Below are 25,237 nucleotides of genomic sequence, written 5' to 3' on the forward strand. Positions count from 1 at the left end.
GGGGCTATGATGGTTCGAAACGCACTGATCGCGGCGGGGCTGACGGTTCTGTTGTCGGGCCCCGTCCTGGCGCAGGACGCGGCCGTTCCGCCGCCCCCGCCCGGTCCGACCGAATGGCGCGCCGTGGCCCCCGACAATCTGCTGGTCATCGACACGACCAGGGGCCGGATTCTGGTCGAACTGGCGCCCGAGATCGCCCCGGCCCATGTCGAGCGGATCAAGCTGCTGGCGTCGCGCGGCTTCTATGACAATCTGGCCTGGCACCGGGTCATCGACTGGTTCATGGCCCAGACCGGCGACCCCTTGGGCACCGGCGACGGCCAGAGCTGGTATCCCGACCTGAAGGCCGAGTTCACCTTCCGTCGCGGCCCGGACATGGCCTTCACCCCCGCCGCCGCGCCGGCCGGGGCCCTGGTCGGCTTCTACCATTCCCTCCCGGTCCAGACCCAGCCCGACGCCCTTATGGCGGGCACGGCCGACCGCAAGGTCCACGGCTGGGGCCTCTATTGCCCGGGCGTCGCCGGCATGGCCCGCGACGAGGGCAATGACACCGCCAACAGCCAGTTCTTCCTGATGCGCCAGGCTTATCCCGCCCTGGACAAGCGCTACACCGTCTGGGGCCGCGTGGTGGTGGGGCTGGAGGTCGTTCGCGCCCTGAAGGCCAGCCCCGAGCCCAGCGGCGTCGTCGTCGATCCCGACCGCATGACCCGCGTCCGCCTGGCCTCCGACCTGCCCGCCACTGAACGCCCGGCGGTGCAGATGCTGAACACCACATCGCCGACCTTCCGCGCTCTGATCGACCAGGCGCGCCAGGCCAAGGGCGCAGACTTCTCGGTCTGCGACATCGACGTGCCGGTGCGGATGGCCACGGCGGGCTGAGGATTTACGCTTGTTTTTTACCCGGCAGACATGTCACCATCACAACCCTTACGGAGGTCGAGGCGATGAAAATGCGGTCTTTGATAGGTGTGACAGCGGTGGCTCTTCTCTCGGCAGGCTGCGCCTCTCAATCCGAGATCGCCATGGGCCGCATGTGCTCGGACGAAGCCTGCTTTCAAGCCCTGCGCGCGTTGAATGAGGGCCGCGCCCCGTCGCCGCATCAGATGACCACGCAAGAGTTGTCTGAGCTGGGAGAAAAGCAGGGAATACGGCCGCCGAAGGCGTAGGAGCGCCATAAATCCGGAGATTAGGCCGCCGGCCCCCGACCCCGGCCGCGTCTCCGCCTGCGCCGCTTGGGCGGCTTCTTGTCCTCCCGCATCTGCTGCAACAGCAGGCCTTCGCGCAGGCCCCGATCGGCGACCCGGACCCGCTCCGACGGCCAGGCCCGCTGAATGGCCTCCAGGATCGCCGCCCCGGCCAGGACCAGATCGGCCCGGTCCGGCCCGATACAGGCCTCCTTGGCCCGGCCGTCCGGCCCCAGGGCCTTCAGCCGCTCCGCCGCGGCCTCGCAGTCGCCGCGCGTCATCCACAGGCCGTCGACCCGGTCGCGATTGTAGCGGGGCAGGTTCAGGTGGATGCCAGCAAGGCTGGTGATCGCGCCCGAGGTGCCGATCAGATGGGCCCGGTCCCGCCGCAGCAGGTCCAGCATGCCCGGATCCTCGATCCCGCCCCCGGCCAGGGCCGCGCCCATATCGGCGACCATAGCCTCGTACCATTGCTCATGTTGGGCTTCGCCCGCCCCCTCGGGCTCCGGGTGCCGTTCCGCCAGGGTGACGACCCCCAGGGCCGCCGACATCCAGCCGGTGGTCGTCCAGTCCGACCCCTCGCGCTTCAGCCAGGACAGTTCGGTCGATCCCCCGCCGACATCGATGATCATCACGCCTTCGGCCCTGGGGTCGATCAGGTTCAGACAGCCCTCGACCGCCAGCCGCGCCTCTTCCGCCGGATCGATGATCCGCAGCCGCAGCCCGGTGCCCTTGCGCACCCGATCAATGAACTCGGCCCCGTTCTCGGCCGCCCGGCACGCCTGGGTCGCGACCGCGCTCAGCCGGACCGACTCCACGCCCTTCCTGACGATCCGGTCGGCGCACAGGGCTAGGGCGTCATAGGCCCGGTCCATGGCCCGCGGGTCCAGCCGGCCCGTCCGGGACAGGCCTTCGCCCAGCCGCACGATCCGGCTGAAACTGTCGACCACCCGAAAGCCGTCGCGGGACGGCCGCGCGATCAGCAGCCGACAATTATTGGTCCCCAGATCGAGCGCGCCATACAGGGGCGCATCCCGACCCGACGCATCCCGCTCGCGGGAAGGCTGGGACCGCTCGTCGCGCCGTCGGGGCGCGCCGTGGGTCTCCGGCATGGGCCGTCATTCCGATGTGGGCGGTCCAAAGCGGCGCCCGTCCCGATCAACCTAGCCCGCCAAGATCGTCCGCGCCAAGCCATTCTGTCAGGAAGATGAACAGACCTGCGTGGATCAGGGTCATCGGGCCAAGCGTAACAAGAGGCCATGACCCAGGTCCACACAGCCCGCTTCGCCATCGGTCAGATTGTCCGCCACCGCGACGACGCCTTCCGCGGCGTGGTGATGGACGTCGACCCCGCCTACAGCGGCCCGGCCATCGACACGGGCGCGGTTTCGCCGCACCAGCCCTTCTACCGCGTCTTCGCCCTGGGCGAGGACGGCGGCTTCGTGGCCTATGCCGCCGAGGGCGTGCTGGAGGAAGGGCAATCGGTTCTGCTGCCCGACGACGCCCAGCGCTGGTTCACCATTGATGCTCATGGCCATCACGCGCCCCTGCACGAAGCCATTCACTGACCAGGCCTTTGAACGGGCGCCGACCGGGCGTTAGGATGGGGCAAAAGAGGAGCGTCCAATGTCCGACTTCGAACACGTCTTCGAACAGCCGCCTGAAGGCGCGGCCGCCGACTGGACCATTCCCCAGAACTGGGCCGCCTATACGGAGGTCGAACACCAGACCTGGGACACGCTTTACGCGCGCCAGATGAAGATCCTGCCCGGCCGCGCCTGCGACGCCTTCCTGCGCGGCCTGGACTCGCTCGACCTGAACGCTGGCGGCATTCCCGACTTCGAGGTCATCAATCCCAAGCTTCAGGCTCTCACCGGGTGGACCGTCGTTTGCGTGCCGGGTTTGGTGCCCGACGAGGTCTTCTTCGACCATCTGGCCAACCGCCGCTTCGTCTCGGGCCAGTTCATCCGCAAGCCGGACCAGCTCGATTATCTGCAAGAGCCGGACATCTTCCATGACGTCTTCGGCCATGTGCCCATGCTGACCGACCCCGACTTCGCCGCCTATATGGAGGCCTATGGCAAGGGCGGGCAGCGCGCCGCCGGGCTGGGCATGTTGCCGAACCTGGCTAGGCTTTATTGGTACACGGTCGAGTTCGGCCTGATGAAGGAGGCGGAGGGACTACGCATCTATGGCGCCGGCATCGTCTCGTCATCGACCGAGAGCGTCTTTGCTCTGGAAGACCTGTCGCCGAACCGTCTGGGTTTCGACCTGGAGCGGGTGATGCGGACCCTGTACCGGATCGATGACTTCCAGCAGGTCTATTTCGTCATCGACAGCCTGGAAGCGCTGAAGGACGAGACGTTGAAGGACTTTGGCCCCGTTTATGACGCCTTGAAGGGTCAGGCCGACCTGCCGATCGAGACCGTCCTGCCGACCGATCAGGTCTTCACGCGCGGCACCCAGGCCTATGCGGCGAAGGGGGGCCGGTTCGCCGCCTAGAGCTCTAGCGTGTGAAGGAGACCTTGATGTTTCCGCCCCCCAACGCGGAGGTCACCGTACACCCGCGACCGTCCCCGGTCGGTTCGCAACCTTCCCAGCGAATCCTAAACCCCGCATCATTCTCGGCCTGCAAGTGGACGACCTCTCCGACGGGGCGTCTGATCCAGCAGGTGCGCGGCGCGCCATAGGAGTCGTATTTCGAGCGGGACGCGCCACAACGGATTCCTGCAGGATCACTGCGGACCAGAGTCGTCGTGGGAATATCGCCCTCGACGGTCACGGACACCAAGGGCGACAGCCTTTGTCCCACAACCATGATGTCGTCCAACTCCGCCGACTGGGACAGAAAGAGCGTTAGAACGAAAAAGAGAGACGACATCGGACGGTCCATTTCGACGGAGCGTCGATATTCTTTCTGGGCGGCGCGTAAACAAGCGCGTCAGAGTTGAAAGGGATAAAAGTCGCCGCCGAGTTTCAGGATTGCGGTCAGAGCGTCCAGCGCGCCTCGGCTTTCTTCCAGCAGGGCCGGATCAGCAAGGTCGGCAGGCCGCAGCTCTTCCCTGTACCAGCGGCTGGCCCAGTTTGAGAGTTCGGCGTGTAGAGCCTCGGTGAAGCGCATGGCCGGATTGGACGCCGCCAGTTCCGCCTCGTTCAGCACGACCCGCAGACGCAGGCAGGCAGGCCCGCCGCCGTTACGCATGGATTGGCGCACATCGACATACAGAACCCGGCCGATGGGGCCGTTGGAGGCGGCGAGGGTTTGCGCTACGGCGTGGCTACGCGGGTTGTCGCGGGTTTCCGTCGGACAGATCAGGGTCAGCCGATCCTCGCCCGGGATACGCACCAGCATCGAGTTGAACAGATAGCTGCTGATGGCGTCCGCGAGCGGCAGATCGGCGGAAGACACCTCGACGAAGATCGGTTCGAACAGGCCGTCCGCGGCGCGGCGGATGGCTTCCAGCGTTCCGACGGCGTCTTCAAACGCCAGGTCGTGGAAGAACAGGGTGTCCAGCGCCCCGACGCAGACCACGTCATTGTGGAAGGTTCCGCCGGCGATGGCGGCCCTGGACTGTTGGGCCAGAACCGGTCGGCTGGCTGCGTGGCGACGGGCGACGGCTTGCGAGGCCTCGCGTGTTTGACGGGCAGGGTAGGGGCCCTCCCAGGGCTCGAACGCCTCACGGCCCCAGACCAGCAGATTCACCCCCGGCGCGCCATGATCGGCGCACAGGCGCACATGGTTTGCGGCGCCCTCGTCGGCGAGGTGGGCGACCGAGGGCAGGGCGTCGTGGACGGCGAACCGGTCGGCATCGGGGAACAGGGCGTCCAACGCGCGCTTCGTCTGCTGGTGTTCCAGCGACCGGTGCAGATTGGTGCCAAGATTGGCGGGGGTGAAATGCACCCGGCCGTCAGCGGCGTCGGCGCTGGGCGTCACGGTCGCGGCGTTGGCGGCCCACATGGGCGAGGCGGAACAGGCGGCGGCGGCGAAGGAGGGCGCGTCCTTCCAGGCCCGCTCAAGCACTTGGGCGTCCGAACCCGTGAAGCCCAGCGTCCGTAGGAAGGGGATGTTGGGCCGTTCGTGCGGCGGAAGGACGAACTGGGGCAGGCCCAGGTCCGCCAGGGTCTTCATCTTGTCGAGCCCCTGCAACACCGCCGCGCGCGGGTTCGACGCTTCGCCCTTGTTCAGGCTGGAGGCCAGATTGCCCGGCGACAGACCGGCGTAAGAGTGCGTCGGCCCGATCAGGCCGTCGGCGTTGGCTTCGACGGCGTAGGTCATTCGGCCCTCTCCCCTTGCGGGAGAGGGAGGTCGCGCACGGCTGCGCAAGCCGTCGTCCTGGCGCGAGCGGGTGAGGAGTCACGCAGGCGGCCGGCAGAGAGAAACCCCTCATCCGACCCGCTGCGCGGGCCACCTTCTCCCGCAAGGGGAGAAGGAATCACGACCGTAACCCCTTGATCTCGCCTTCGATGTTCGCGACCGCGTCGGCCTCGAAACTGGCGACCGGATAGGCGCAGTAGTCGGCGGCGTAGTAGGCGCTGGGGCGGTGGTTGCCGCTGGCCCCTAGGCCGCCGAAGGGCATGTCGCCCGCCGCGCCGGTGGTCGGACGGTTGAAGTTGACCACGCCCGCGCGGATGCGGCGGATGAAGTGGTCCCAGTTCGCCGGATCGTCGCTGACCAGACCGGCGGACAGGCCGTAGCGGGTGGCGTTGGCCGCCTGGATCGCGGCGTCGAAGGTCGGGACGCGAACGACTGACAGGAAGGGGGCGAACATCTCCTCGTCGGGAACGTCGATCCCGGTCACGTCGATGATGGCGGGTTTGACGAAGGCGCCTGGCAGGTTGGCGACGGGACCCGAGGCGCGGATGACCTTGGCTCCGGCGTCAATCCGTTCTTGCAGCGCTTTCAATGCGGCCTCGGCCGCTCGGGCTGAGATCAGCGGTCCGGCGTAGGGTTCTGGGTTGCTGTCCCAAGGACCGAAGACCAGCCGATCGGACAGGGCGGCGATGGCTTCGATGATGGCGTCGCCCTGCGCTCCCTCCGGCACGATCAGGCGCCGGGCGCACGAGCAGCGCTGGCCGGTTGTGATGAAGGCGGACTGGACCGCGATGCCGGCCACCGCCTCAGCGTCCGCCGCATCCCAGACCACCAGAGGATTGTTGCCGCCCAGCTCCAGCGCCAGGATGACGTGCGGATCGTCGGCGAACTTGCGGCGGAAGTGAGCGCCTGCCGCGCCTGAGCCGGTGAACATCAGGGCGTCGATCCCGGCGTCGAGCAGGGCCGCGCCGGTCTCGCGCCCGCCCTGGACGACATTGACCACGCCGGTCGGTAGATCGGCGGCGGCGAAGGCCTCGGCCATGACCTGGCCGACCAGGGGCGTCTCCTCCGACGGCTTGAAGACGACGGTGTCGCCGGCCAGCAGAGCCGGGACGATATGGCCATTGGGCAGATGGCCGGGGAAGTTGAACGGGCCCAGCACCGCCGCCACGCCGTGTGGACGGTGGCGCAGGGTCGCGCGGCCGAAGGCGGTGTCGCTTGTTCGCTCTCCGGTGCGTTCGTCATAGGCGCGGATGGAGATGTCCACCTTGCCGACCATGGCCACCGCTTCGGTCTTGGTCTCCCACAGGGGCTTGCCGGTCTCGCGGGCGATGGCCTCGGCGATCCGGGGCGCGCGGTCCTTCAGCACAGCCTGATAGCGTTTGACGGCGTCGATGCGGTCGGCGCGTGGGGCGTCGGCCCAGGCGGGGAAGGCGGCGCGGGCGGCGGCAACGGCGACCTGGACCTGGACCGGACTGGCGGCCTCGCCCTCCCAGTTGGTGGCTTCGGTGGCGGGGTCGGTGGATTTGAACAGGGTCATGATTTCACGCGGACGATGGCGCCGGCCTTGATCTTCAGGGCGGCGGCGGTTTCGGCGGTCAGGCGGGCGATGTCGCCGTCGATGTCGGCCTTGGCGCGGACGGCGCGGAAGGCGGCGATGCTGTCGGTCGAGATCAGGGCCGGCAGTTCGGCCTGGACCGTATCGACCAACTCGACCGTCAGGCGGCGGGCGTCGCGGACGGTGCGGATATTATCCCGCCCGCATGAAACAGTGGGGCCGGCGTCGAAGATGTCGACCAGGCCGTTGGGGCGGAAGCCTTCGCTCTCCAGCAAGGCCATGGCGGGCACCCCCTGGGGGTGGACCTTGCCGATCACGGCGCGCGCCGGTTCCGGCAGCAGCTCGGTATAGATGGGGTGGCGCGGGGCCAGGTCGAGGATGAACTGCTTGTCGGTCGAGCCCGTCATCCGGTCGGCGTCGTCGAACGCCATCGGGAAGAATTTGTGCGCCACATGGTCCCAGAAGGGGCAGGCGCCGTCGGGGGTGAAGACCCCGCGCAGTTCGGCCAGCACATTCTCGGCAAACAGTTCGGGCTGGGCGCCGATCAGCATATAGCGCGACTGGCTGAGCAGACGGCCCGCGCCGCCCTTGCGCCGGTCTGCCTTGAGGAACAGCGAGCCGACCTCGGTCCAGCCGGTACATTCATTGACCAGCACCAGGGTCTGGTGGTCCAGCTTGACGCCGATGGACGGAGAAGAGGCGGTATTGTTGACGACGCGGAACGAGAAGAACGGCCGTTTCAGGCCCACCGTCGCCTTGACCGAGCCGACCCCGTCGATGTCGCCGGTGTCGCCGTCCTCCAGCATCAGCGTGTACCAGGCCTCTTGCCAGCTGACCTCGCCGCGGAAGCTGGCCTGGCTGAGCTCAAGCCGGTCGGACAGGACGTCGGGATCTTCGGGCAGGCTGGTGAAGCCGGGGCCGGACAGGATGGCCAGTTCCAGCAGATAGTCGAGGTCGGCAGGGCCGGCGGGACGGACGACGAGCATTCAGAGGGTTTCCATCCGCAGGGCTTTGAGTTTGGCCGCGTCGATCTCGCCCGAGGCGATCTTGCACAGGATCAGGGCGCTGAGCTGGGCGCGTTCGACGAAGCTGTCGGGCCAGGCGAACTCCTGGTCCGAATGGATCTCGCCGCCCCGGACGCCGAGGGTGTCGATATTGGGCAGGCCGGCGGCGTGCAGATTATTGCCCTCGCACACGCCCCCCGACGGCTTCCAGGCGATGGTCTGGCCCAGCAGAGCGCCGGCTTGTTTCACCGCCTCGAACAGGGCGGTCTGGGCGGCGTCCATCGGCTTGGGCGCGCGGGTGAAGCCGCCGTGCAGGTCCAGGGTGAGGCCCTCGAACGGCGGCGCGGCGGCGATGGCGCGAACCGAGGCGTCGATCCAGTCGGCGGCAGCCTTGTCCGGGACGCGGACGTTGAACCGCACGACCGCATTGTCTGCGACGACGTTCAGGGCGCCGCCGCCGGAGATCTTGGCCACATTGACGGTGACCCCTTCATGCTGGCCGTTCAGCCCGTGCAGGGCGGCGGCGATCATGGCGGCGCCGGCGACGGCGTTGCGGCCCTCGTCAAAGGCGCGGCCGGCGTGGGCGGCGCGGCCCGTGACGATCAGGTGATAGTTGCCGCTGCCCTTGCGCGCTCCGGCCAGGGTGCCGTCCGCCAGGGCCGGTTCATAGGTCAGGCCGACATGGCCGCGCGCGCCCAGTTCCGCCAGCAGGGTGGCGGAGGCGGGGGAGCCGATCTCTTCGTCGGGGCTCAGCAGCACGGTCCAGCCGACGCCGTGCCGATCGGGGTGGGTCTCGAAGGCTTCGAGGGCGGCCAGCAGCACGCTGATCCCGCCCTTCATGTCGGCGACGCCCGGGCCGTTCAGGGCGCCGTCCGCGCGGGTCGTGACGGTCTGGAAGCGGCTGTCGGCAGGGAAGACCGTGTCGTAGTGGCCGGTCAGGACGACCTGGAGCGGCGCCTCCGGGCGGGCGGTGATCTTCAAGGCGTCGGCATGGGCCTCTGCGCGCACCGAGCCGTCGTCGGCGACGGTGGTCGAGCCCTGGGTTGGAATGCGTTCGACGACAGCAGGCAGGGTCTTCGCCTCGGCCTCAAGCGCACCCAGCACGGCGTTCAACCCGGCGGCGTTGCGGCTGCCGGAGTTGAGGTTCGCCCAATCGATGGTGCGGCCGATGATCGCCTCGCGTCGCGCGGCGACGTGGTCGAGGACGGCCTGGTCCGAGGTCAGAATCCGCATTGCCGGATCCTAGCGGTCGCGACGCTAAAGGTGAAGATCGCGCCTTCAGGTGGACCTAGTTCCTGTTCGGGCGGCGGTCGGCGCGCTGGCCGGCTTCGCGGCTTTCGCGGCGCCAGCGGATCGACAGGCTGGTGTCGCCCTGGCCGCCGAACTGCGAGCTGATGGCCAGGTTGCGGCGCGGTTGCCATTCGACCTTCACGGCTGCGCCGCCCTCGCCGCCGCCGATGACCTCCAGATAGACGTCGTCGGTGATGTAACGGCCACCGGCGACGGTCACGGCCGAGGCTTCGCCGCCAAAGGACAGACGATCAAGACCCGCCAGTTCGCGCAGGTTTCCGATCACATCGAAGCCGCCGCCGCCGGCCAGGGCGGCGACACCTGCGGCCAGCTGGGCCGCTTCGAACGGCGACAGCTGAGAGGCCGAGCGGCCGAACAGCACCTGGGACAGAATCTCGTCCTGGGGCAGGGCGGGGGTCGAGGTGAGAGCGATCTTGGGTTCGGCGGCCGTGCCGGTGACATTGATCGAGGCTGTGAGGGCCGTGTCTTCGCGCGTCGCCGACAGATTCAGGCGGATGTCCGCTGGATCGGTCGAAAGGGTCAACCGGCCGGACTCGTCGAACACGAACCGCTTGCCGGCGAACTCGTAATCGCCACGCACCACATTGGCCGTGCCGGTCAACTGCGGCTGTGCGATGGTGCCGCGCACTCGCGCATTCACGTCCAGCACGACATTCAGGCCGCGGCCGCTGACCCGAACCTTGCCGCCGGTCGAACGCAGGGCGATGTCCAGCCCGATCTGGGGTCCGCGCTGGCGGGTCTCGCTCTCCTCCGGATCGCCCCCTGGTCGATTGATCTCGACCACGTCCATCGAGACGATGCCGGTCGAGCCTGGTACCTCGGGCTCGATCCGGGCTTCGTCGATATTGATCTGACCTGACAGCTGGATATTGCCGTCCTGGCCGCGGACGATGGTGATCGGGCCGGAGGCCCGGGCCTCGCCGATGTCGTTGTCGATGACGCGGAAGCGGGTGAGATTCAGCTGGGCGGTCGAACCTGATCCCTCGCGCAGACCGATCCGGCCCTGACCAGAGACAGTCCCGCCGGCGGTGTCGTTGGCCGTGAAGGTCTCGATCTGAGCCGTCGTGTCATCGAAACGGGTCCTCAGGGTCAGGTCGTCGAGGACCAGGCCCACGGCTTTTTCACGATAGGAGCCCTGCGTCAGGTCAAATCGGCCGTTCAGGCGCGGCGCGGCCAGGGTTCCGGCGAGGGTCGCCTGTCCCGCCACCTGTCCCGCCAGGCTGCGGTCGCCCCCCAGGAACAGGTCCCAGATCGGCTGGATCTGACCATTGATCGACACATTGCCCGACATTGGCCGCTGACGCGCGATCGCCAGGCGAAGGGGGGCAGCCGAGGCTTCGACCGGCAGGGTCACATCCGCCGAGGCCTGAACCGCGTCCTCGTCGGAAGCGGTCGCCTTGATGCTGAGACTGTTGTTGACCAGGGTGGCGTCCAGCCTGCCGTCGACGGCCAGACCGCGCGGCGCGTCGATGCTGCGGATGTTCTGCAGGGTGACGTTTGCCGAGCCCGACAGATCGTCGCCTGCGCCCCGCAAGGCGATCCGGCCGGTGGCGCGGCCGCGCAACTCGGGCGACAGGGTCTGAAGGTCCACGCTGGTCAGGTCGGCCTGGATGATCGCCGTCCGGGCGTCCTGGCGCAGGTCGGCCAGCAGCACGCCGCTGCCGACGCCCAGGTCCACATGCGCCGTTCGCTGTTCGCCGTTCAGGCTGATCGAGGCGGGGCTCCGCGTGGTGAAAGCCACCTCACGCACCCGACCTCCGCCGCGCAGGGTCAGGGTCTGGGCGTCGCCGCGTCGGGAATAGACGCCCGTGCCGTTGAACTGGGCCGGCACGCCGCCGCCGACGTCCAGCGCCACGGTGAAGGGAAGATTGTCCAGGGCGCCGCGCCCGTCCAGGTCGATAGTCCGAACCACCCAGCTCTGACCGGCCAGGCGGACGTTCCGCCCGCTGACATCAAGGATGGCGCTCTCGGAGCCTCCGCCTTCGGTCAGGCGAATCCGACCGTTGGCCTCGCCGGAGGCCAGGAAGGCCCCGGCGCGGGCGGTGAAGGTCAGATCGGCGCTGGAGGGGATATTGTTCGCCAGCGCCACCGCGCCCTGGGCCGCGACGCCGCCGGCGTTGACGTCAAGATCGGTCAACCGGATCCGATCGCCGCCCAGGAAGAAGTTCCCGGACGCACGGGCCGGTCCATAGTTCGACCCGCTGGTCACTGTGACACGCCCGTCCGAAGCGTCCGCGCCCCGGCGGAAACTCAGGATCAGGTCGGCGTTGGTCAAGGTCAGCGCGCCGGCCGTGACCTTGTCGAAGCCGGCGGTCAGGTCGATGCGCGGCTGCGACAGCGTCCCGGTCAGGGCGCCGCGTCCGTTCATGTCGCCGCCGATTTCGACCGGTCCGACCCCGAACGGCCCGCGCGCGTTCCAGTCCAGCGCCAACCGCAGCCGGCCGTCCGTTTCGATCAGGCCCTTGGCGCCGGCGCGGCCGGCCGCGCTGGTCAGTTCGCCGCGATCGACCTCGATCCGGCCGTCGTTCAGCTTGCCGGCCAACTCAAGGCGCGGCGTGCGCCCCAACAGACGATCCAGCTCGTCCATTCCGACAGACAGGTTGCGCCCCCGGCCGTCGAAGCTCAGCATCCAGGGCGCGCCGCTTCTCGCCGAGGAGGCGCGGATGGGGCCGCCGAAGGCGCCGCTCCCCCCGGGCAGGACACGCGAGGCGTCGGTCAGCCGGGCGTCGCCGCGGAAGCCCATTCCGCCCAGCAGATTGCGCGATCCCGATCCGTTCAACGTCAGCCCCTGGCCCTCCAGGTCGATCTTTTCCAGCAGAAGGGCGCCGTCCTTCATCCGCGCCGCTTCCAGCTGGACGTGCGGGGTCGCGCCCAGCAGGCCGCCGATCACGCCCTCGGACGAGCCGCCCACGGCGCGGATGTCGCCGTCCAGATCCATCCGCCCGTCGCGCACCTGGACGTTCAGGGGGCCGGTGATGCGGGTGGCGCGATAGCTGGCAAGGTTGGCGTTCAGCAGGGTCGCCTGGCCCTCCAGCGTCCAGGTCTGGGCGTCGCCCTTGAACAGGCCGGAATAGGCGGCCGGGCCGGCGACATCCGAACCGATCAACCGGCTGAGCGAAGCGGCCTGAATGTTCAGTCGGATTCCGTCGGGCGAACTGCGGTCGGACAGGCGGATGACGCCCTGGGCTTCCGAGGCGATATTGTCCGAAACCAGTTTCCAGCCGACGCCCTGGAAGGCCTTGTCCCTGGCCGGAACCATGGCGAAGCCGAAGCGGGCGGTTCGACCGACGCGCTCGACGAAGGGCGCGAACAGGTCCGAGCCGCTGAAATCGAAGAAGCCGGAGACGCGCGATCCGTTTTCGCCAAATCGGCCGTCGACGATCAGCGGCGTGAACCGCCCCGTCTGGACCTTGGCGTGGACGATGTCGGCGTTCACGACGGCGACCGCCGAAAACGGCTCATCGGGCGAATAGCCCATGGCCCCGGCCAGCGGACCGCCCCGGGCTTCGTTGGCGCGCAGATCGACGCGGGTTTGCTCCAGCTTGCCGCCGAAGGTCGCGGCAAGCCGCAGATAGTCGCCCGGTCGATTGAGGCTGTCGGCCTTGACGCTGGCCTGTTTGGCGCCCCGCCGCGGCAAATCGATATCGCCCGACAGGTCCCAGCGCCCGTATTCCTTGGAGAAACCCTCCAGCAGTTCGACCCGGGCGGAGAATTTGTCGATATCCACGTCGATCGGCTGAGGCCCGCCCGGCTCGCCGCTGGGCGCGTCGAGGACAGGACGACGGATCAGCTGGATCACATCGGCGCTGATCTCGCTGGCGTGGAAACGGCGTGTGACCAGCGGCCAGTACGACCAGTCGACACGAACGTTGCGGGCGTCCAGCCAGACGCCGTTCCGATCGGTGACGGTGACACGATCCAAAGTGAAATCGTCGAACAGGTCGCCTTTCAGCCCGTAGACGTTGATCCGCCCGTAGCGACTGACCTTCTGGCCCTGGACGAAGCCGGTCACCAGGTCGCGCCCCGCGTCCGAGACGATATACATCCGCCCGCCGATGAGGGCGATGATCAGCAGAAGCAGCAGGCCGCCGACGACCCCGCCTGCGACAAGGGCCAGCAACTGCGGCAGGCTGCGCTTCCTGCGCACCTCGGCGGAGGTATCATCCCCCGTGGCGGGATCGGGCGTGGCGGACGGCGGAGCTTCGGTCAAAACGCCTGCCCGATGCTGATGTAGATCTGGAAGGCCGAATCGCCGTCGCGCTTGTCCAGAGGCACGGCGACGTCGGCGCGGATCGGGCCGAACGGCAGCATGTAGCGGACCCCCACCCCGGCGCCGTAACGCATATTGCTGAAGTTGGGGGTCTCCTGAAAGCCCACCGCGCCGGCGTCGACGAAGGCCACGGCCTGGAAGCTCTCGCCTATGTCGCGGCGCACCTCCAATGACGTCTCGAACAGCGACAGACCGCCGCGCGGGGTCTGGTCGGGCAGTTCAGGATTGACGCCCTGGTAGGAATAGCCGCGCACCGAGCCGCCGCCGCCGGAATAGAACAGACGGTCGGACGGCACGCTCAACTCGCCGCCGCCGATGATCGCGCCGACGCGCAGTCGGCCGGCGAGAACGGTCCGGGCCTGGTCCTGCAGCGGCAGATAGGCGGTGGCCTGGCTCTCGGCACGCAGGAACAGGATAGTGTCCTCGCCCGCCACCGCAGTCGGCTGGACCGAGGCGGTCAGCCGCCAGCCCCGGGTCGGGTTCAGCGGATTGTTCGAATTGTCGATATAGGCGCTGGTTCGTCCGGTGATGATGGCCAGGTCGCGGTCAAAGGTGACGGCGCTCGGCGGCACGGAGGTGTAGTCGTACCGGTTCTCGTTGTACTGGCCCGCGTCCAGGCCGATGCCGTAGTTGAAATACGACGTCCGTCCGATGCGCTGTTGTAGTTCGGCGGCCAGGACAAGGGCGGTGCGCTCGTAGGCGTCTGTGTCTTCCTTGACCACGCCGGCGCTCAGCTTCAGCGTTCGACCGGGCTTGCGCCAGTGGGGCAGGGAGAGGTCTGCGCCGACGCGGCTGTCGATGTCGGCGAACCGGGTCTCCATGACCAGGGTGTCGCCCCGTCCGAAGCGGTTGTAGCGCGTCCAGATGAAGTCCACGCCCGCGCCCTCAGCCGTGGACCAGGTGGCGCCTGCCTCGATGACACGGCGCGGTCGGTCGTTCAGAGTGACGATGATGGGACGGTGTCCGTCGGCGTTGGTCTGATCGATCGGGCTGAGAGCGACGCCTACGCCGTCATAGACGCCCGTATCCAGCAGCCTGCGCTCCAGTTCGGCCACCTGTTCAGGATCATAGCGGTCGCCTGCGGTCCAGGGCGCGAGGCCCGCGACCCAGTTCGGATTCGTGCGGCCGGCCCTTTGCAGCACAACTCCGTCGAGCAGGACCAGCTGACCCGAGTTGATCCGGTACTCGGGGGCGACGGTGAAGGCGGCGTGGTCGACGACGACGCGACGCGGCTCGGCCTTGGCGTCGGCATAGCCGCCGCGGGTCAGGTTGGCGACGATGCGACCTTCGCCGGCGATGACGTCCACGGCCCGGCCCGGCGCTCCGGCCTTCAATCCGATCGCGTCAAAGGCCGCGGCGGCGCTGTCGCTGTCGGGCGCGGGGTCGGCCCACGCGATACTCGGTTCGGTCAGCAGGAAGCGCCGGCCGGGCTGAACCGAGACGATCGCCGCCGGTCGCTCCTCGCCCTCGACCACGTCCTCAAGCACAGGCTGGTAGTAGGCTTCGGATCTCAGCAAGGCTTCGGCTGCGGACAGGGCCCCGCGCGCGCGTCGCCGGGCCTCGAACCGGCTTTCAGGCGCGCCGTCCACCTCGCCCACCGCGCGTTCAAGCATCCGCCGTAGATCGGCGTCCATGTCGCCCCGAATTTGGGCGCGTGGATCCGCCTCGGCGGCCTGGGCGACGAGGCTGCAGATCGCCAGGGCGGCGAGGAACAGGGTGGGCCGAAACGTCAAACTCTAGCTTTCGTCAAGGAGGCGGACTCCAGGTCGGCTCCCAGCACGTCCCCTCGCATCCGGTTGTGGCGGCGACGCGGCGCGCCTCAGTAAAACAGTGTCTCGCTTTCGGGCTGAACCGATTGTTCGGATGTCCGTTCCTCCGGCGGAATAGGGTCGGCGGGCGGGGTCGCGGCCGGATCGGTCGCTTCCGGCGCCACGACGGGTTCCTCGGCGATCTCGGCTGGGGGCGCCTGATCTTCCATTGGCGAAACATCCGCCTGTTCTTCGCGATATCCCGACTGCGAGTCGTCGCAGCTCGCAAGAATCAACGCGCCCAGCGTTGTCGCGGCCAGAACGAAGATCGAGCGTCTCATCAGAAGAATTCCCCGGGGCGTCAGCCGTTGCAACGCCTGCGGCGCCACGTCGTTCCATAGCGCTGAAAATGGCGGTGGTCATCCGGCTTTGTCGCCCCAGAGCGCCCGTGCCTCTTCGAGCGACAGGCGTCGACCGGCGGGCGGAGCCTCCGCCTCCAGTCCATCAAAGCGGGGACTGGGGGCCGGAAAGCCGCCCTGAAAGGTCGATCGCGCTCGATTATGTGGATGCGACGGGGCTTCCGTCAGGCTGAGGACGGGGGTGACGCAGGCCTCGGTCCCCGAATAATGCGCGATCCAGCCGTCACGGTCCCTCATGGCGAACAGGGCTGCGAACCGGGCGTGGAGCGAAGGCCAGCCGGCGATGTCATATTGAGGCGCCTGCGCCGGATCGATCTCCAGCCCTGACAGTAAGGCTGCGTAGAAGCGGGGTTCCAGCGCCGCGACAGCGACGAATCGGCCATCGCGACAGGCGTAGCAGCGATAGAAGGGCGCCCCGCCGTCGAGCAGGTTGGCGCCCCGATGCTCGCTCCAGAGTCCCTGGCCGCGCAGGGCGTGAAAGAGGCCGCCCAGCAGGGCCGCGCCGTCGGTCATCGCGGCGTCCACAATACGGCCGCGTCCAGTGCTGCGGGCCTCCAGCAGGGCGGCCAGCACGCCGACCGTCAGCATCATGGCTCCGCCGCCATAGTCGCCGACCAGATTGAGCGGCGGCGCCGGCGGATGGTCCGGTTCCCCCATTGCGTTCAGCAGGCCCGTAAGGCCGAGATAGTTGAGATCGTGCCCCACTTCCCCCGAAAGCGGGCCCGTCTGGCCCCAGCCGGTGACTCGACCGAAGACAAGCCCCGGACGCCGCGCTTGCAGCACCTCCGGACCATAGCCGAGCCGTTCCATCACGCCGGGCCGAAATCCCTCGATCACCGCGTCGGCCTGATCAACCAGGGCGAGGATCGTCTCGCGATGGAGCTCGGACTTGAGGTCCACGGGTACGGCGGCGCGGCCTCGGTGCAGCACGGCGCCGCCAACCTCGTCGAACGCGGCCGGACCAGCCGAAGCGTCACGGGTCAGGCGCAGGACATCGGCGCCCATATCCGCCAGCATCATGCCGGCGAACGTCACCGGCCCCAGGCCGTCAAATTCGATGATACGCAGTCCGTTCAGCGGTTTCATCCGCATTGAGTAGCAGACCCGGTCTTGACCGGAAGGGCGGATTGCAACAGAAGGCGCCCTTCGACGGTTTGGGTCCGCCCCGAACGTCGCACGGTGCGTCCTTAGCTCAGTTGGTTAGAGCATCTGACTTTTAATCAGAGGGTCCTCGGTTCGAGCCCGAGAGGACGTACCATTTTGTCGGCATCCTGACGGCGCGCAGCGCCTGAACGCCCGGATGAACTCGGGCTGGTCGCCGTCCGACAGCGCGGACTTTCAGCGCCCCAGTCTGGAGTTACGCCGCAGTCACCAGCAACCGGGATAATTTTTCAGCCAATTCGCCCGGCTCGAAGGGTTTTCGAATCAGCTTGTCATCAGGGGTCGACGCCAGGGCCTCGGCGTCGGCATAGCCGGTCGCGAACAGGACCGGTGTGCCGGAGCGACGGTTCTGCATCTCGCGCGCAAGATCGGCCCCGTTCAGGCCCGGCATCGCGTAGTCCAGGATCACGGCTTCTATATCTGTTCTTTGCTCGAATATTTCCAACGCTGCGCCGCCGCTGCCCGCCTCGACGACCGCGTAGCCCAAATCTTGCAAATACTCGACCGTCACCTCACGGACCGCGTCGTCGTCATCGACCACGAGCACCACGACATGGTCTCCGTAAGCGGCCTGCGGCGCCGCATAGCGCGGCGTCTCTTGAACGGGGGCGTTATCGGCGCGGGGCAGGAAGATCCTGATCGTCGTGCCCTCGCCCAGCCTGGTCTCGATCGTAACGCCGCCGCCGGACTGTTTGGCCAAGCCGAACACCTGACTCAAGCCGAGGCCTGAGCCCTTGCCCACAGCCTTGGTGGTGAAGAAGGGTTCAAAGGCGCACGCCAGGACCTCGTCGGTCATGCCGGAACCGTTGTCGGTCACGGAGACCATGACGAATTCACCGGCCGGGGGCGCCTCGGGGGAGAACGACGCCTCGGTGATCACATTCTCCGTTCGGATCAGCAAGGTCCCCCCCACCTCCATGGCGTCACGGGCGTTGATCGCAAGGTTGAGGATGACCAGTTCGATCTGGGTAGGGTCGATCATCGCCGACCACAGACCAGCGGCGAGTTCGGGCTCTCGAATCTGGACGCTGCCGCCCATGGTGCTTTGCAGCAGATCGCGCATGTTCCGCACCGTGTCATTGAGATCGACGGCGCGTGGCTCCAGCTTCTGGCGACGCGAGAAGGCCAGCATCTGGGCGGTCAGTTTGGCACCGCGTCGAGAGGCCTCGCTGATCATGGAAAGCCGGCGCACCAGGGCGGGGTCTTCCACACGCTTCTGAATTTGCTCCACATTGCCGATGACGACGGTCAGCAGGTTGTTGAAGTCGTGGGCGACACCGGAGGTCAGCTGCCCGACCGCCTCAAGACGCTGGGCTTGGCGCAGGGCGCTTTCAACCCGCTCTCTTTCGCCGATCTGTGTAGCCAGCTGCCGGTTCGCGGCCTCAAGCTCAGCCGTGCGTTCGACGACCCTGCGCTCCAACAGGACTTCGTCCTCGCGGATACGGTGGATCAGTTCGCGGGCCTCGTACTGCCGCCGTCGCCCGCGCAGGGCGGTGCGTACAGCGCTGAGCATGGTCGTGGGATGGAAGGGGCGTTCCAGAAAGCCGACATTGCCCAGGGCGTCCGACAGTCGTCTGGCGGCCGGGTTGCGTTCGACGCTGCCGCCCCTCTGGGTCAGAAGAAGGAAGGGGAAATCCGACCAGGAAGGCTGGCCCGCGACCCAGGCGGACAAGGGCGACAAATCGCCGTCGCGAAGCACCTCGTCGACGATGACCGCCAGGCCGGCGCCGTCTTCGATCTGGTGTAGCAACTCGCCCAGACTCGAGCAGGCGGTCGTTGTCAGGCCGGCTTCCTCAAGAATCGTCGCTGCGATGAAGGCGTCCCGCCCGAAGGGGGCGAGGATCAACGCGCGCTCCGACCGCTCGCCTGAATGGATCATGCAGAGGGTTCGCCGAGCAGACCGCTGCCCTGTCCGACGAAATTGGGCACGCCGCGCAAAATCCCCTGGAAGCCGGTCAAGGGCTCGCCCAACGTCAATCCGTCAGACCCGATATTATATTCCCGGATCGTCTTTTCATGCCGACCCGCGCGTTTCTTGATTACCGAGACGGCCCGCCGCACATTCCCCATGGCTTCGAAATAACGGAGCAGGATGACGGTGTCGGCGAGATAGGTGACGTCGATCGGCGCCTTCATTTCTCCTACCAGACCATGCTGGGCCACCGTGAGGAAGGTCGAGGCGCCCTGGCGATTGAGATATTGCAGCAGTTCGTGAATGTGCAACACGAGGAACTGCTCTTGCGGCATGGCCGCCTGGTAGCCGTTCAGGCTGTCGATCACGACGGTCTTGATCTGCTGTTTGGCGACGCAGTCCCGCACTCTCGCGGCGAATTCGCCAGGCGACAGTTCTGCGGCGTCGATCTGCTCGATGATAAGCCCGCCCGCATCGCGCATAGCCTCGAGGTCCATGCCAAGTGGCTTCACGCGATCGAACAACAGGCCCAATTCCTCGTCGAAGATGAAAAGGGCGGCGCGTTCGCCACGCTCCACCGCGGAAACGGCGAAGTTGAGAGCGAACAACGACTTTCCGGTTCCGGCGGGCCCGAGAATCAGGGCGCTGGACCCTCGCTCGATGCCGCCTCCCAGGAGCGCGTCGAGCGCGCTTACACCGCTTGAGGTCAGGGTGCGGTCAAATCTTGTGCGATGCTCTGATGCGACGATACGGGGATAGACCTCAAGCCCCCCGGTCTTGATGGTGAAGTCGTGATGGCCGCCCCTGAAACGCCGCCCGCGGTATTTGATGACGCGGACCCTGCGCCGTTCCGCGCCGTACTCAGGCGCCAGCTCCTGCAACTGTATCACCCCGTGCGCAACGCTGTGTACGGTCTTGTCGTTCACGTCGGTCGTCAGGTCGTCGAGCAGAAGAACAGTCGCGCCGCGTTTCGCGAAATAGTGTTTCAGGGCCAGAACCTGCCGACGGTAGCGCAAGGAGCTTTGCGCGAGGAGACGGATTTCCGACAGGCTGTCGATCACGACACGTCGCGGTCTATGGGTTTCGACCGCCTCGAAGATCATGCGAGTCGTCTCGCCGAGTTCCAGGTCGGACGAATAGAGCAGGCTCTGCTGCTGCTGTTCGTCGAGCAGGCTTTCAGGCGGCACCAGTTCGAAGATTTCGATACCGTTCAGCGACCAGTGGTGAGACTCGGCTGTGCCGCGAAGCTCGTCTTCTGTTTCGGACAGGGTGATGTAGAGCGCGGCCTCGCCCAATCGGGCGCCCTCGAGCAGAAATCCCATGGCGGCGGTCGTCTTGCCGGTTCCTGGCGCGCCCTCGAGCAGATAGACTCGATCCCGCTCAAGTCCACCCGCAAGGACATCGTCCAGACCTTGGACACCGAAGGCTGCTTGGTGCGTGGCCCCGCCGGATGTCTGGTCGCCCATTGGTCTCATCATGATTGATAGCCGGGCTGTAACGCGCGGCGGGCGACTTGGTTACATCGCCCCCGATTGCCGGATTGCCACGGTAGGACGCCCGCCAAAACAGAAAGGCGGCGCCCGGCCGGGCGCCGCCCTTCAAAGTTCAATCCCACCAAGCGTCAGAAACGATAGGCGACGCCCACGCGCAGGTTTCGTCCCGGCAGAGGGGCGATGTCCTTGAGGAAGGAGACGTGTTCGCGCGCCTCCTCGTCCGTCAGATTCCGCGCCTCGGCGAACACGGTCACGTTCTGCTGCGTGAAGGGCCGCACCGCCACCGAGGCGTTGACCAGGGTGTAGTCGTCGGTCGGCAGCTCGAATTCGTTGGCGACGCGATCCTGTTTGCCGACATGGCGCACCTCGCCGCTGACGTCGAACCGGGTGGACGTCCACGCCAGGCGGCCGGTCAGGGAGTAGGGCGGAATCCGCGCCGCCGGACCGAAGTCGGTCTCGGCGTGGACATAGTCGGCCGCGCCCTCCAGCGACAGCTTGCGGTCGCCGTCCTGCCACAGGGCATAAGCCCCTTCCAGTTCGAAGCCATAGAATTTCGCGTCGGTCTGGACGAACTGATAGACGGGGAAATACTCGTCTTCCTCGTCGAAATAGAACTCCTCGCCGGTCGGACGTTCGTCGATGAAGCCGTCGTACCACGAGTGATAGACGTGCAGATCGCCGGAGAAGCGCCCCCGGTCGTAATGGGCCGTGCCCTCCACCGTGGTGACCTTTTCGGTGTCCAGCGTCAGGTCGCCGGTCTCATAGGCCGCAGTCGCGATATGGACGCCGTCGGCGAACATTTCGACCTCGCTGGGCGCGCGTTCGTTGTGGGCCAGGCTTAGGCCGAGGAACAGGCCCTGGGCCGGGCGGATGAAGGCGGCGGCCGAGGCCGACCAGTTGTCGAACTCGCGATCCACCTGGCTGGATCCGCCGATTGGGGTGGCGCTAAGCTCGCGGCGGTCGTAGCGCAGCCCGCCCTCGAAACCGTGATTTCCCCTGTCCAGGCGCTGCACCGTGTAGATGCCCAGTTCGTCGATATCGACGGTGGGAACGAACGCCTCCTCGCCGATGGCCTCGAAGTTGCGCGACAGGGCCTGGACGCCGACGGCGCCGTTCCAGCCATTGCGCTCGCGCTGGACCAGATCGGCGCGGCCTTCCCAGCCGTCGGAGTTGAAGATGGTGCCGGGCTCGCCGACGTCCTCGAACTCGGTGTGGGTGTAATCGGCGTGGCCGTAGGATCCGCGCAGGGCCGAGAAGGGGCCACCGTCGAAGCGATATTCGCCGCGTGCGTCCCAGCGCTCCTGGTTCAGCTTGATGAAGACGGACTCCTCGGCGACCGTGCCGTATTCGCTGTCGGTATTCTTGTAGGAGACGCCGGCGAAGCCCTTGTCGCCGATATAGGACCCGCCGACGCCCCAGGCTTCAAGCTCGGTATAGCTGTTAGGCTGGCTGCCGGTGTCTTCGCGCTCGACGCCTTCGGCGTCGGCCAGACGCTGCGACACGGCCGGCGCCGGGATGTCGTAGTCGTCGGTCTTGCGCTTCACGCCATCGATATTGAAGGCGAAGTGGCCGCCGCCCACCGTGACGCGCGCGAAGGCGCCGCGTCCATCGTCGACGCTGGAGGCCTGGGTCGAGACGACGCCGTTGACGCCGCCTTCGGGGATTTCGGTCGGGATCCGGTCATCCAGCACATTGACCACGCCGCCGATCGCAGAGCCGCCATAGACCAGGGTGGCCGGGCCGCGAATGATCTCGATGCGGTTGGCCTCGGCGGGATCGGTCGCGACCGCGTGGTCGGGCGACACGGAACTGGCGTCGATCAGGCCGATGCCGTTGGTCAGCACCTGCACCCGCGGGCCGCTGAGGCCGCGGATGACGGGACGGCTGGCGCCCGGCGCGAAATCGGTGGACCGGATGCCGGGCCGGCCGGCGAGCAGGTCGCCCAGCGACGAGGCCGGCGCTGTGGCCAGGGTCTGTTCGTCCAGCACGTCGGTGGCGATCACAGAGGCGCGTTGGCTGATGCCATAGGGCGCGCCCGTCACGATGATGTCGTCCACCGCAGCGGGCGCGTTCTTCGACTGCGCGGCGGCGGCGCCGGCCAGAACGGACGAGGCGGCGGCGGCCAGCAAGAGAGAGCGGGAAACGGAGGAGACGCGCATGTGGACGGCTTTCTGTCAGAGATGCGCTGTTGTTATGAGATAACGTCACATGTGGTCAAGGCGCGCCGGCATGGGGCGGAATGGATACGTCCTACTGTGGCCTATGGGAGACGGCTGCCTCTGACGGGGGCGGCCGATCGCTCGGCCGCAATCATTTCGTCGAAGGTCTGGCCGACAGGCGCGGGCGCCGGCCTTCCGAAGCGGGCGACAGCCAGGGCGACGAGGCTGCTGACGATGAAGCCGGGCACGATCTCATAGATCGCATCGGACGGAGCGAGGCCGCCGATGGTGAAGGGCGCGTACAGCCAGATCAGGACCGTGACCGCGCCGCTGACCATGCCGGCCAGGGCGGCGTCGGCCGTCATCCGCTTCCAGTGGAGGCTGAGAAGAATGACGGGCCCGAAGGCGGCTCCGAATCCGGCCCAGGCGTTGCCGACCAGGGAGAGGATGTTGCTGGACCGGTCGAGCGCAAGCCCGATCGCGACCACCGCCACGGCCAGGGTCGCCAGCCGCCCGACGAGCACCAGCTCCGACTGGCTGGCGTCCCTGCGGAAGAAGGTCTTGTAGAAGTCCTCGGTCAGCGAACTCGACGACACCAGAAGCTGGGACGAGATCGTGCTCATGATCGCCGCCAGAATGGCGGCCAGCAGGAAGCCGGTGACGTAGGGGTTGAACAGGGTCTGGGACAGGACGATGAAAATCGTCTCGGGGTCGTCGAGCGCCAGACCGGTGCGGGTCACATAGGCCAGGCCAGACACGCCGCAAAGCACAGCGCCGATGACCGTGACCAGCATCCAGGACATGCCGATGCGGCGGGTCGTCGGCATGTCGCGGACGGACCGGACAGCCATGAAACGGACGATGATGTGGGGCTGGCCGAAATAGCCGAGGCCCCAGGCCAGGCTGGAGATCAGCCCCAGAACCGTGACGCCCGAAAACCAGGACAGATAGTCCGGCTGGACGGCGCTTACCGCGGTCGCGGTATCCGACCAGCCGCCCAGGCGCGCCATGGTGACGATCGGCACGATGATCAGGGCCACGAACATGATGCAGCCTTGGACGAAGTCCGTCAGGCTGACGGCCAGGAAGCCGCCGAAGAGGGTGTAGGCGATCACGACGGCCGCCGTCAGGATCAGACCCGCGCGGTAGTCGAAGCCGAAGGACGCCTCGAATAATTTCCCGCCGGCGACCATGCCGGCCGAGGTGTAGAGGGTGAAGAAGACGATGATCACCAGGGACGCGAGCACGCGCAGCCGGCTGCCCCGGTCGTCAAACCGTTTCTCGAGAAACTCGGGAATGGTGACCGCGTCTCCGGCAAGCTCGGTATAGACTCGCAGTCGGGGGGCCACCAGCCGGTAGTTGGCCCAGGCCCCGACCAGAAGCCCGACGGCGATCCAGGCTGCGCTCAATCCCGAGACGAAGATCGCGCCGGGAAGCCCCATCAGCATCCAGCCGCTCATGTCGGAGGCGCCCGCCGACAGGGCGGCGACGCCCGGCGACAGCTGGCGGCCGCCCAGCATGAATTCGGAGACATTGCTGGTCGATTTGCGCCAAGCGTAGACGCCGATTCCGAGCATCAGCACGAAATATCCGCTCAGAGACACAAGGGTTTCGATCTTCATCTCAGGCTTTCGGTGCTTTGGAAGGGGCCGCGCGGGCCTTGCGGCGCCGGACCGCGCACGTGCATTTTTCTGGTCGCGAGGCTGATTTCGGCCCCCTGCCGAATTCACCGCCGTCGCCCCTATCTTTATGATCGCCCTCGACGAAAGGCAAATTCCCTGGGACTCTCGGGGACTGGCCAGCGGCTGAACTGCGGCCGCAACAGGTTCTGGAGACGGGATGAGCCAGCCGGTGTTTTTGGCGGTCGAGACGGGCGGGACCAAGATCGTCTGGCGTATGGCGGATGCGTCGGGCGGGGTGCTGGGCCAGGGACGGTTCGCCACCGGACGGCCCGAAGCGGCGGTCGAGGCTCTGTTCGCCGCAGCGACAGGCCGACCTGTCGCCGGCCTGGGCGTCGCCAGTTTCGGCCCTCTGGTGGTCGATCCGCAAGCTGCGGATCGTGGCCTGATGCTGGCGACGCCCAAGCCGGGCTGGGCCGGGTTCAATCTGTCGAAGCGCCTGGCGGAGCGTCTCGACGCCCCGTTCGCCGTGGACACCGACGTCAACGCCGCCGCCGTGGCGGAGGCGAGGCTGGGGGCGGGGCGGGGCGCGCGAGCGGTCGCCTATGTCACCGTCGGCACCGGGATCGGCGGCGGACTGTGCGTCGACGGGCGGACGCTGAAGGGGGCGCTGCACCCCGAGATCGGTCATCTGTTCGTCCGGCGTCTCGAGGGCGACGACCAGCCGAGCGCCTGCGGCTTTCACTCCGACTGCGTCGAGGGGCTGGCGGCCGGGCCGGCGGTGCAGGCGCGGCTGGCGGGGCGCAGGCTGGAGGAGGCCGAGGCGGTGCGGGCCGTGGCGGCCGACTATCTCGGCCAGTTGGTCGCCGGCCTGCTGTTCGCCTGGGCGCCGGACCGGATCGTGTTCGGCGGCGGGGTCATGTCCACGCCGGGGCTGATCGCGGAGGTCGAGCACGCGGCGCGGCGCTGGGTCAACGGCTATGGCCCGTCGGTCCTGATGGGCGAAAACGGTTTCCTGGTCCCGGCGGCGCTGGAGGACGCGGGGCTGGAGGGGGCCATGCTGATGGCGCGGGATCTGGTCGCCTGA

General features: G+C 67.4%; 17 protein-coding genes and 1 tRNA gene. 5 read left to right on the top strand and 13 right to left on the bottom strand.

Annotation, left to right across the window (positions count from 1 at the left end):
* Positions 1 to 6: 6 nt before the first annotated feature.
* Complete coding sequence (locus ACVPT3_RS04225; RefSeq protein WP_492042953.1) at positions 7 to 879, top strand: peptidylprolyl isomerase; 873 nt, start codon at positions 7 to 9, stop codon at positions 877 to 879.
* Positions 880 to 1,186: 307 nt separating this feature from the next.
* Here the strand turns inward: ACVPT3_RS04225 and ACVPT3_RS04230 are convergent, their stop codons facing one another.
* Entirely contained in the window at positions 1,187 to 2,296 is a 1,110-nt protein-coding gene (locus ACVPT3_RS04230; protein ID WP_492042954.1) for a Ppx/GppA phosphatase family protein, read from the bottom strand.
* Between the two features lie 147 nt (positions 2,297 to 2,443).
* On the opposite strand from ACVPT3_RS04230, the gene hspQ reads away from it, so the two are divergent.
* Positions 2,444 to 2,752: a heat shock protein HspQ gene (hspQ, locus tag ACVPT3_RS04235; protein ID WP_492042955.1), complete on the top strand. Its 309-nt coding sequence runs from the start codon at positions 2,444 to 2,446 to the stop codon at positions 2,750 to 2,752.
* Positions 2,753 to 2,810: 58 nt separating this feature from the next.
* Entirely contained in the window at positions 2,811 to 3,686 is an 876-nt protein-coding gene (phhA, locus tag ACVPT3_RS04240) for a phenylalanine 4-monooxygenase (protein WP_492042956.1), read from the top strand.
* A gap of 439 nt (positions 3,687 to 4,125) precedes the next feature.
* Here phhA and astB read toward each other — a convergent pair whose 3' ends face one another.
* The 8 genes from astB to ACVPT3_RS04280 form a co-directional block, all read right to left on the bottom strand.
* Positions 4,126 to 5,460: an N-succinylarginine dihydrolase gene (astB, locus tag ACVPT3_RS04245; protein WP_492042957.1), complete on the bottom strand. Its 1,335-nt coding sequence runs from the start codon at positions 5,458 to 5,460 to the stop codon at positions 4,126 to 4,128.
* Between the two features lie 157 nt (positions 5,461 to 5,617).
* Positions 5,618 to 7,036: a succinylglutamate-semialdehyde dehydrogenase gene (astD, locus tag ACVPT3_RS04250; protein ID WP_492042958.1), complete on the bottom strand. Its 1,419-nt coding sequence runs from the start codon at positions 7,034 to 7,036 to the stop codon at positions 5,618 to 5,620.
* A complete protein-coding gene (locus ACVPT3_RS04255; protein ID WP_492042959.1) occupies positions 7,033 to 8,040 on the bottom strand; it encodes an arginine N-succinyltransferase in 1,008 nt (335 codons plus the stop codon). The genes astD and ACVPT3_RS04255 overlap by 4 nt, the downstream gene beginning before the upstream one ends.
* Positions 8,041 to 9,291, bottom strand: coding sequence for a hydrolase (locus ACVPT3_RS04260; RefSeq protein ID WP_492042960.1), 1,251 nt, complete (start codon positions 9,289 to 9,291; stop codon positions 8,041 to 8,043).
* A gap of 55 nt (positions 9,292 to 9,346) precedes the next feature.
* Positions 9,347 to 13,579, bottom strand: a complete 4,233-nt coding sequence (locus ACVPT3_RS04265; protein WP_492042961.1) for a translocation/assembly module TamB domain-containing protein — start codon at positions 13,577 to 13,579, stop codon at positions 9,347 to 9,349.
* Entirely contained in the window at positions 13,576 to 15,372 is a 1,797-nt protein-coding gene (locus tag ACVPT3_RS04270; protein ID WP_492042962.1) for an autotransporter assembly complex protein TamA, read from the bottom strand. The genes ACVPT3_RS04265 and ACVPT3_RS04270 overlap by 4 nt, the downstream gene beginning before the upstream one ends.
* Before the next feature lie 86 nt (positions 15,373 to 15,458).
* Positions 15,459 to 15,776, bottom strand: a complete 318-nt coding sequence (locus ACVPT3_RS04275; RefSeq protein WP_492042963.1) for a hypothetical protein — start codon at positions 15,774 to 15,776, stop codon at positions 15,459 to 15,461.
* A 30-nt stretch (positions 15,777 to 15,806) separates the two neighbouring features.
* Positions 15,807 to 16,898, bottom strand: a complete 1,092-nt coding sequence (locus ACVPT3_RS04280) for a CaiB/BaiF CoA transferase family protein (RefSeq protein WP_492042964.1) — start codon at positions 16,896 to 16,898, stop codon at positions 15,807 to 15,809.
* 89 nt (positions 16,899 to 16,987) lie between these two features.
* On the opposite strand from ACVPT3_RS04280, the gene ACVPT3_RS04285 reads away from it, so the two are divergent.
* Positions 16,988 to 17,064 (top strand) — tRNA-Lys (locus ACVPT3_RS04285).
* A gap of 99 nt (positions 17,065 to 17,163) precedes the next feature.
* Here ACVPT3_RS04285 and ACVPT3_RS04290 read toward each other — a convergent pair.
* From ACVPT3_RS04290 to putP, 4 genes are all read right to left on the bottom strand, one after another.
* Entirely contained in the window at positions 17,164 to 18,813 is a 1,650-nt protein-coding gene (locus ACVPT3_RS04290) for a response regulator (protein ID WP_492042965.1), read from the bottom strand.
* Positions 18,814 to 18,842: 29 nt separating this feature from the next.
* The gene (locus ACVPT3_RS04295) at positions 18,843 to 20,345 is read right to left on the bottom strand and encodes an ATPase domain-containing protein (protein WP_492042966.1); all 1,503 of its coding nucleotides are present in this window, start codon (positions 20,343 to 20,345) and stop codon (positions 18,843 to 18,845) included.
* Between the two features lie 155 nt (positions 20,346 to 20,500).
* Positions 20,501 to 22,531 (bottom strand): TonB-dependent receptor, encoded by a 2,031-nt coding sequence (locus ACVPT3_RS04300; protein ID WP_492042967.1) that lies wholly within the window; start codon positions 22,529 to 22,531, stop codon positions 20,501 to 20,503.
* Between the two features lie 101 nt (positions 22,532 to 22,632).
* Positions 22,633 to 24,153, bottom strand: coding sequence for a sodium/proline symporter PutP (gene putP, locus ACVPT3_RS04305; RefSeq protein WP_492042968.1), 1,521 nt, complete (start codon positions 24,151 to 24,153; stop codon positions 22,633 to 22,635).
* Positions 24,154 to 24,370: 217 nt separating this feature from the next.
* On the opposite strand from putP, the gene ACVPT3_RS04310 reads away from it, so the two are divergent.
* On the top strand, positions 24,371 to 25,237 hold the full coding sequence (locus tag ACVPT3_RS04310; protein ID WP_492042969.1) for an ROK family protein: 867 nt from the start codon (positions 24,371 to 24,373) through the stop codon (positions 25,235 to 25,237).

Source organism: Brevundimonas sp. FV1ps31S (genome assembly GCF_058681265.1).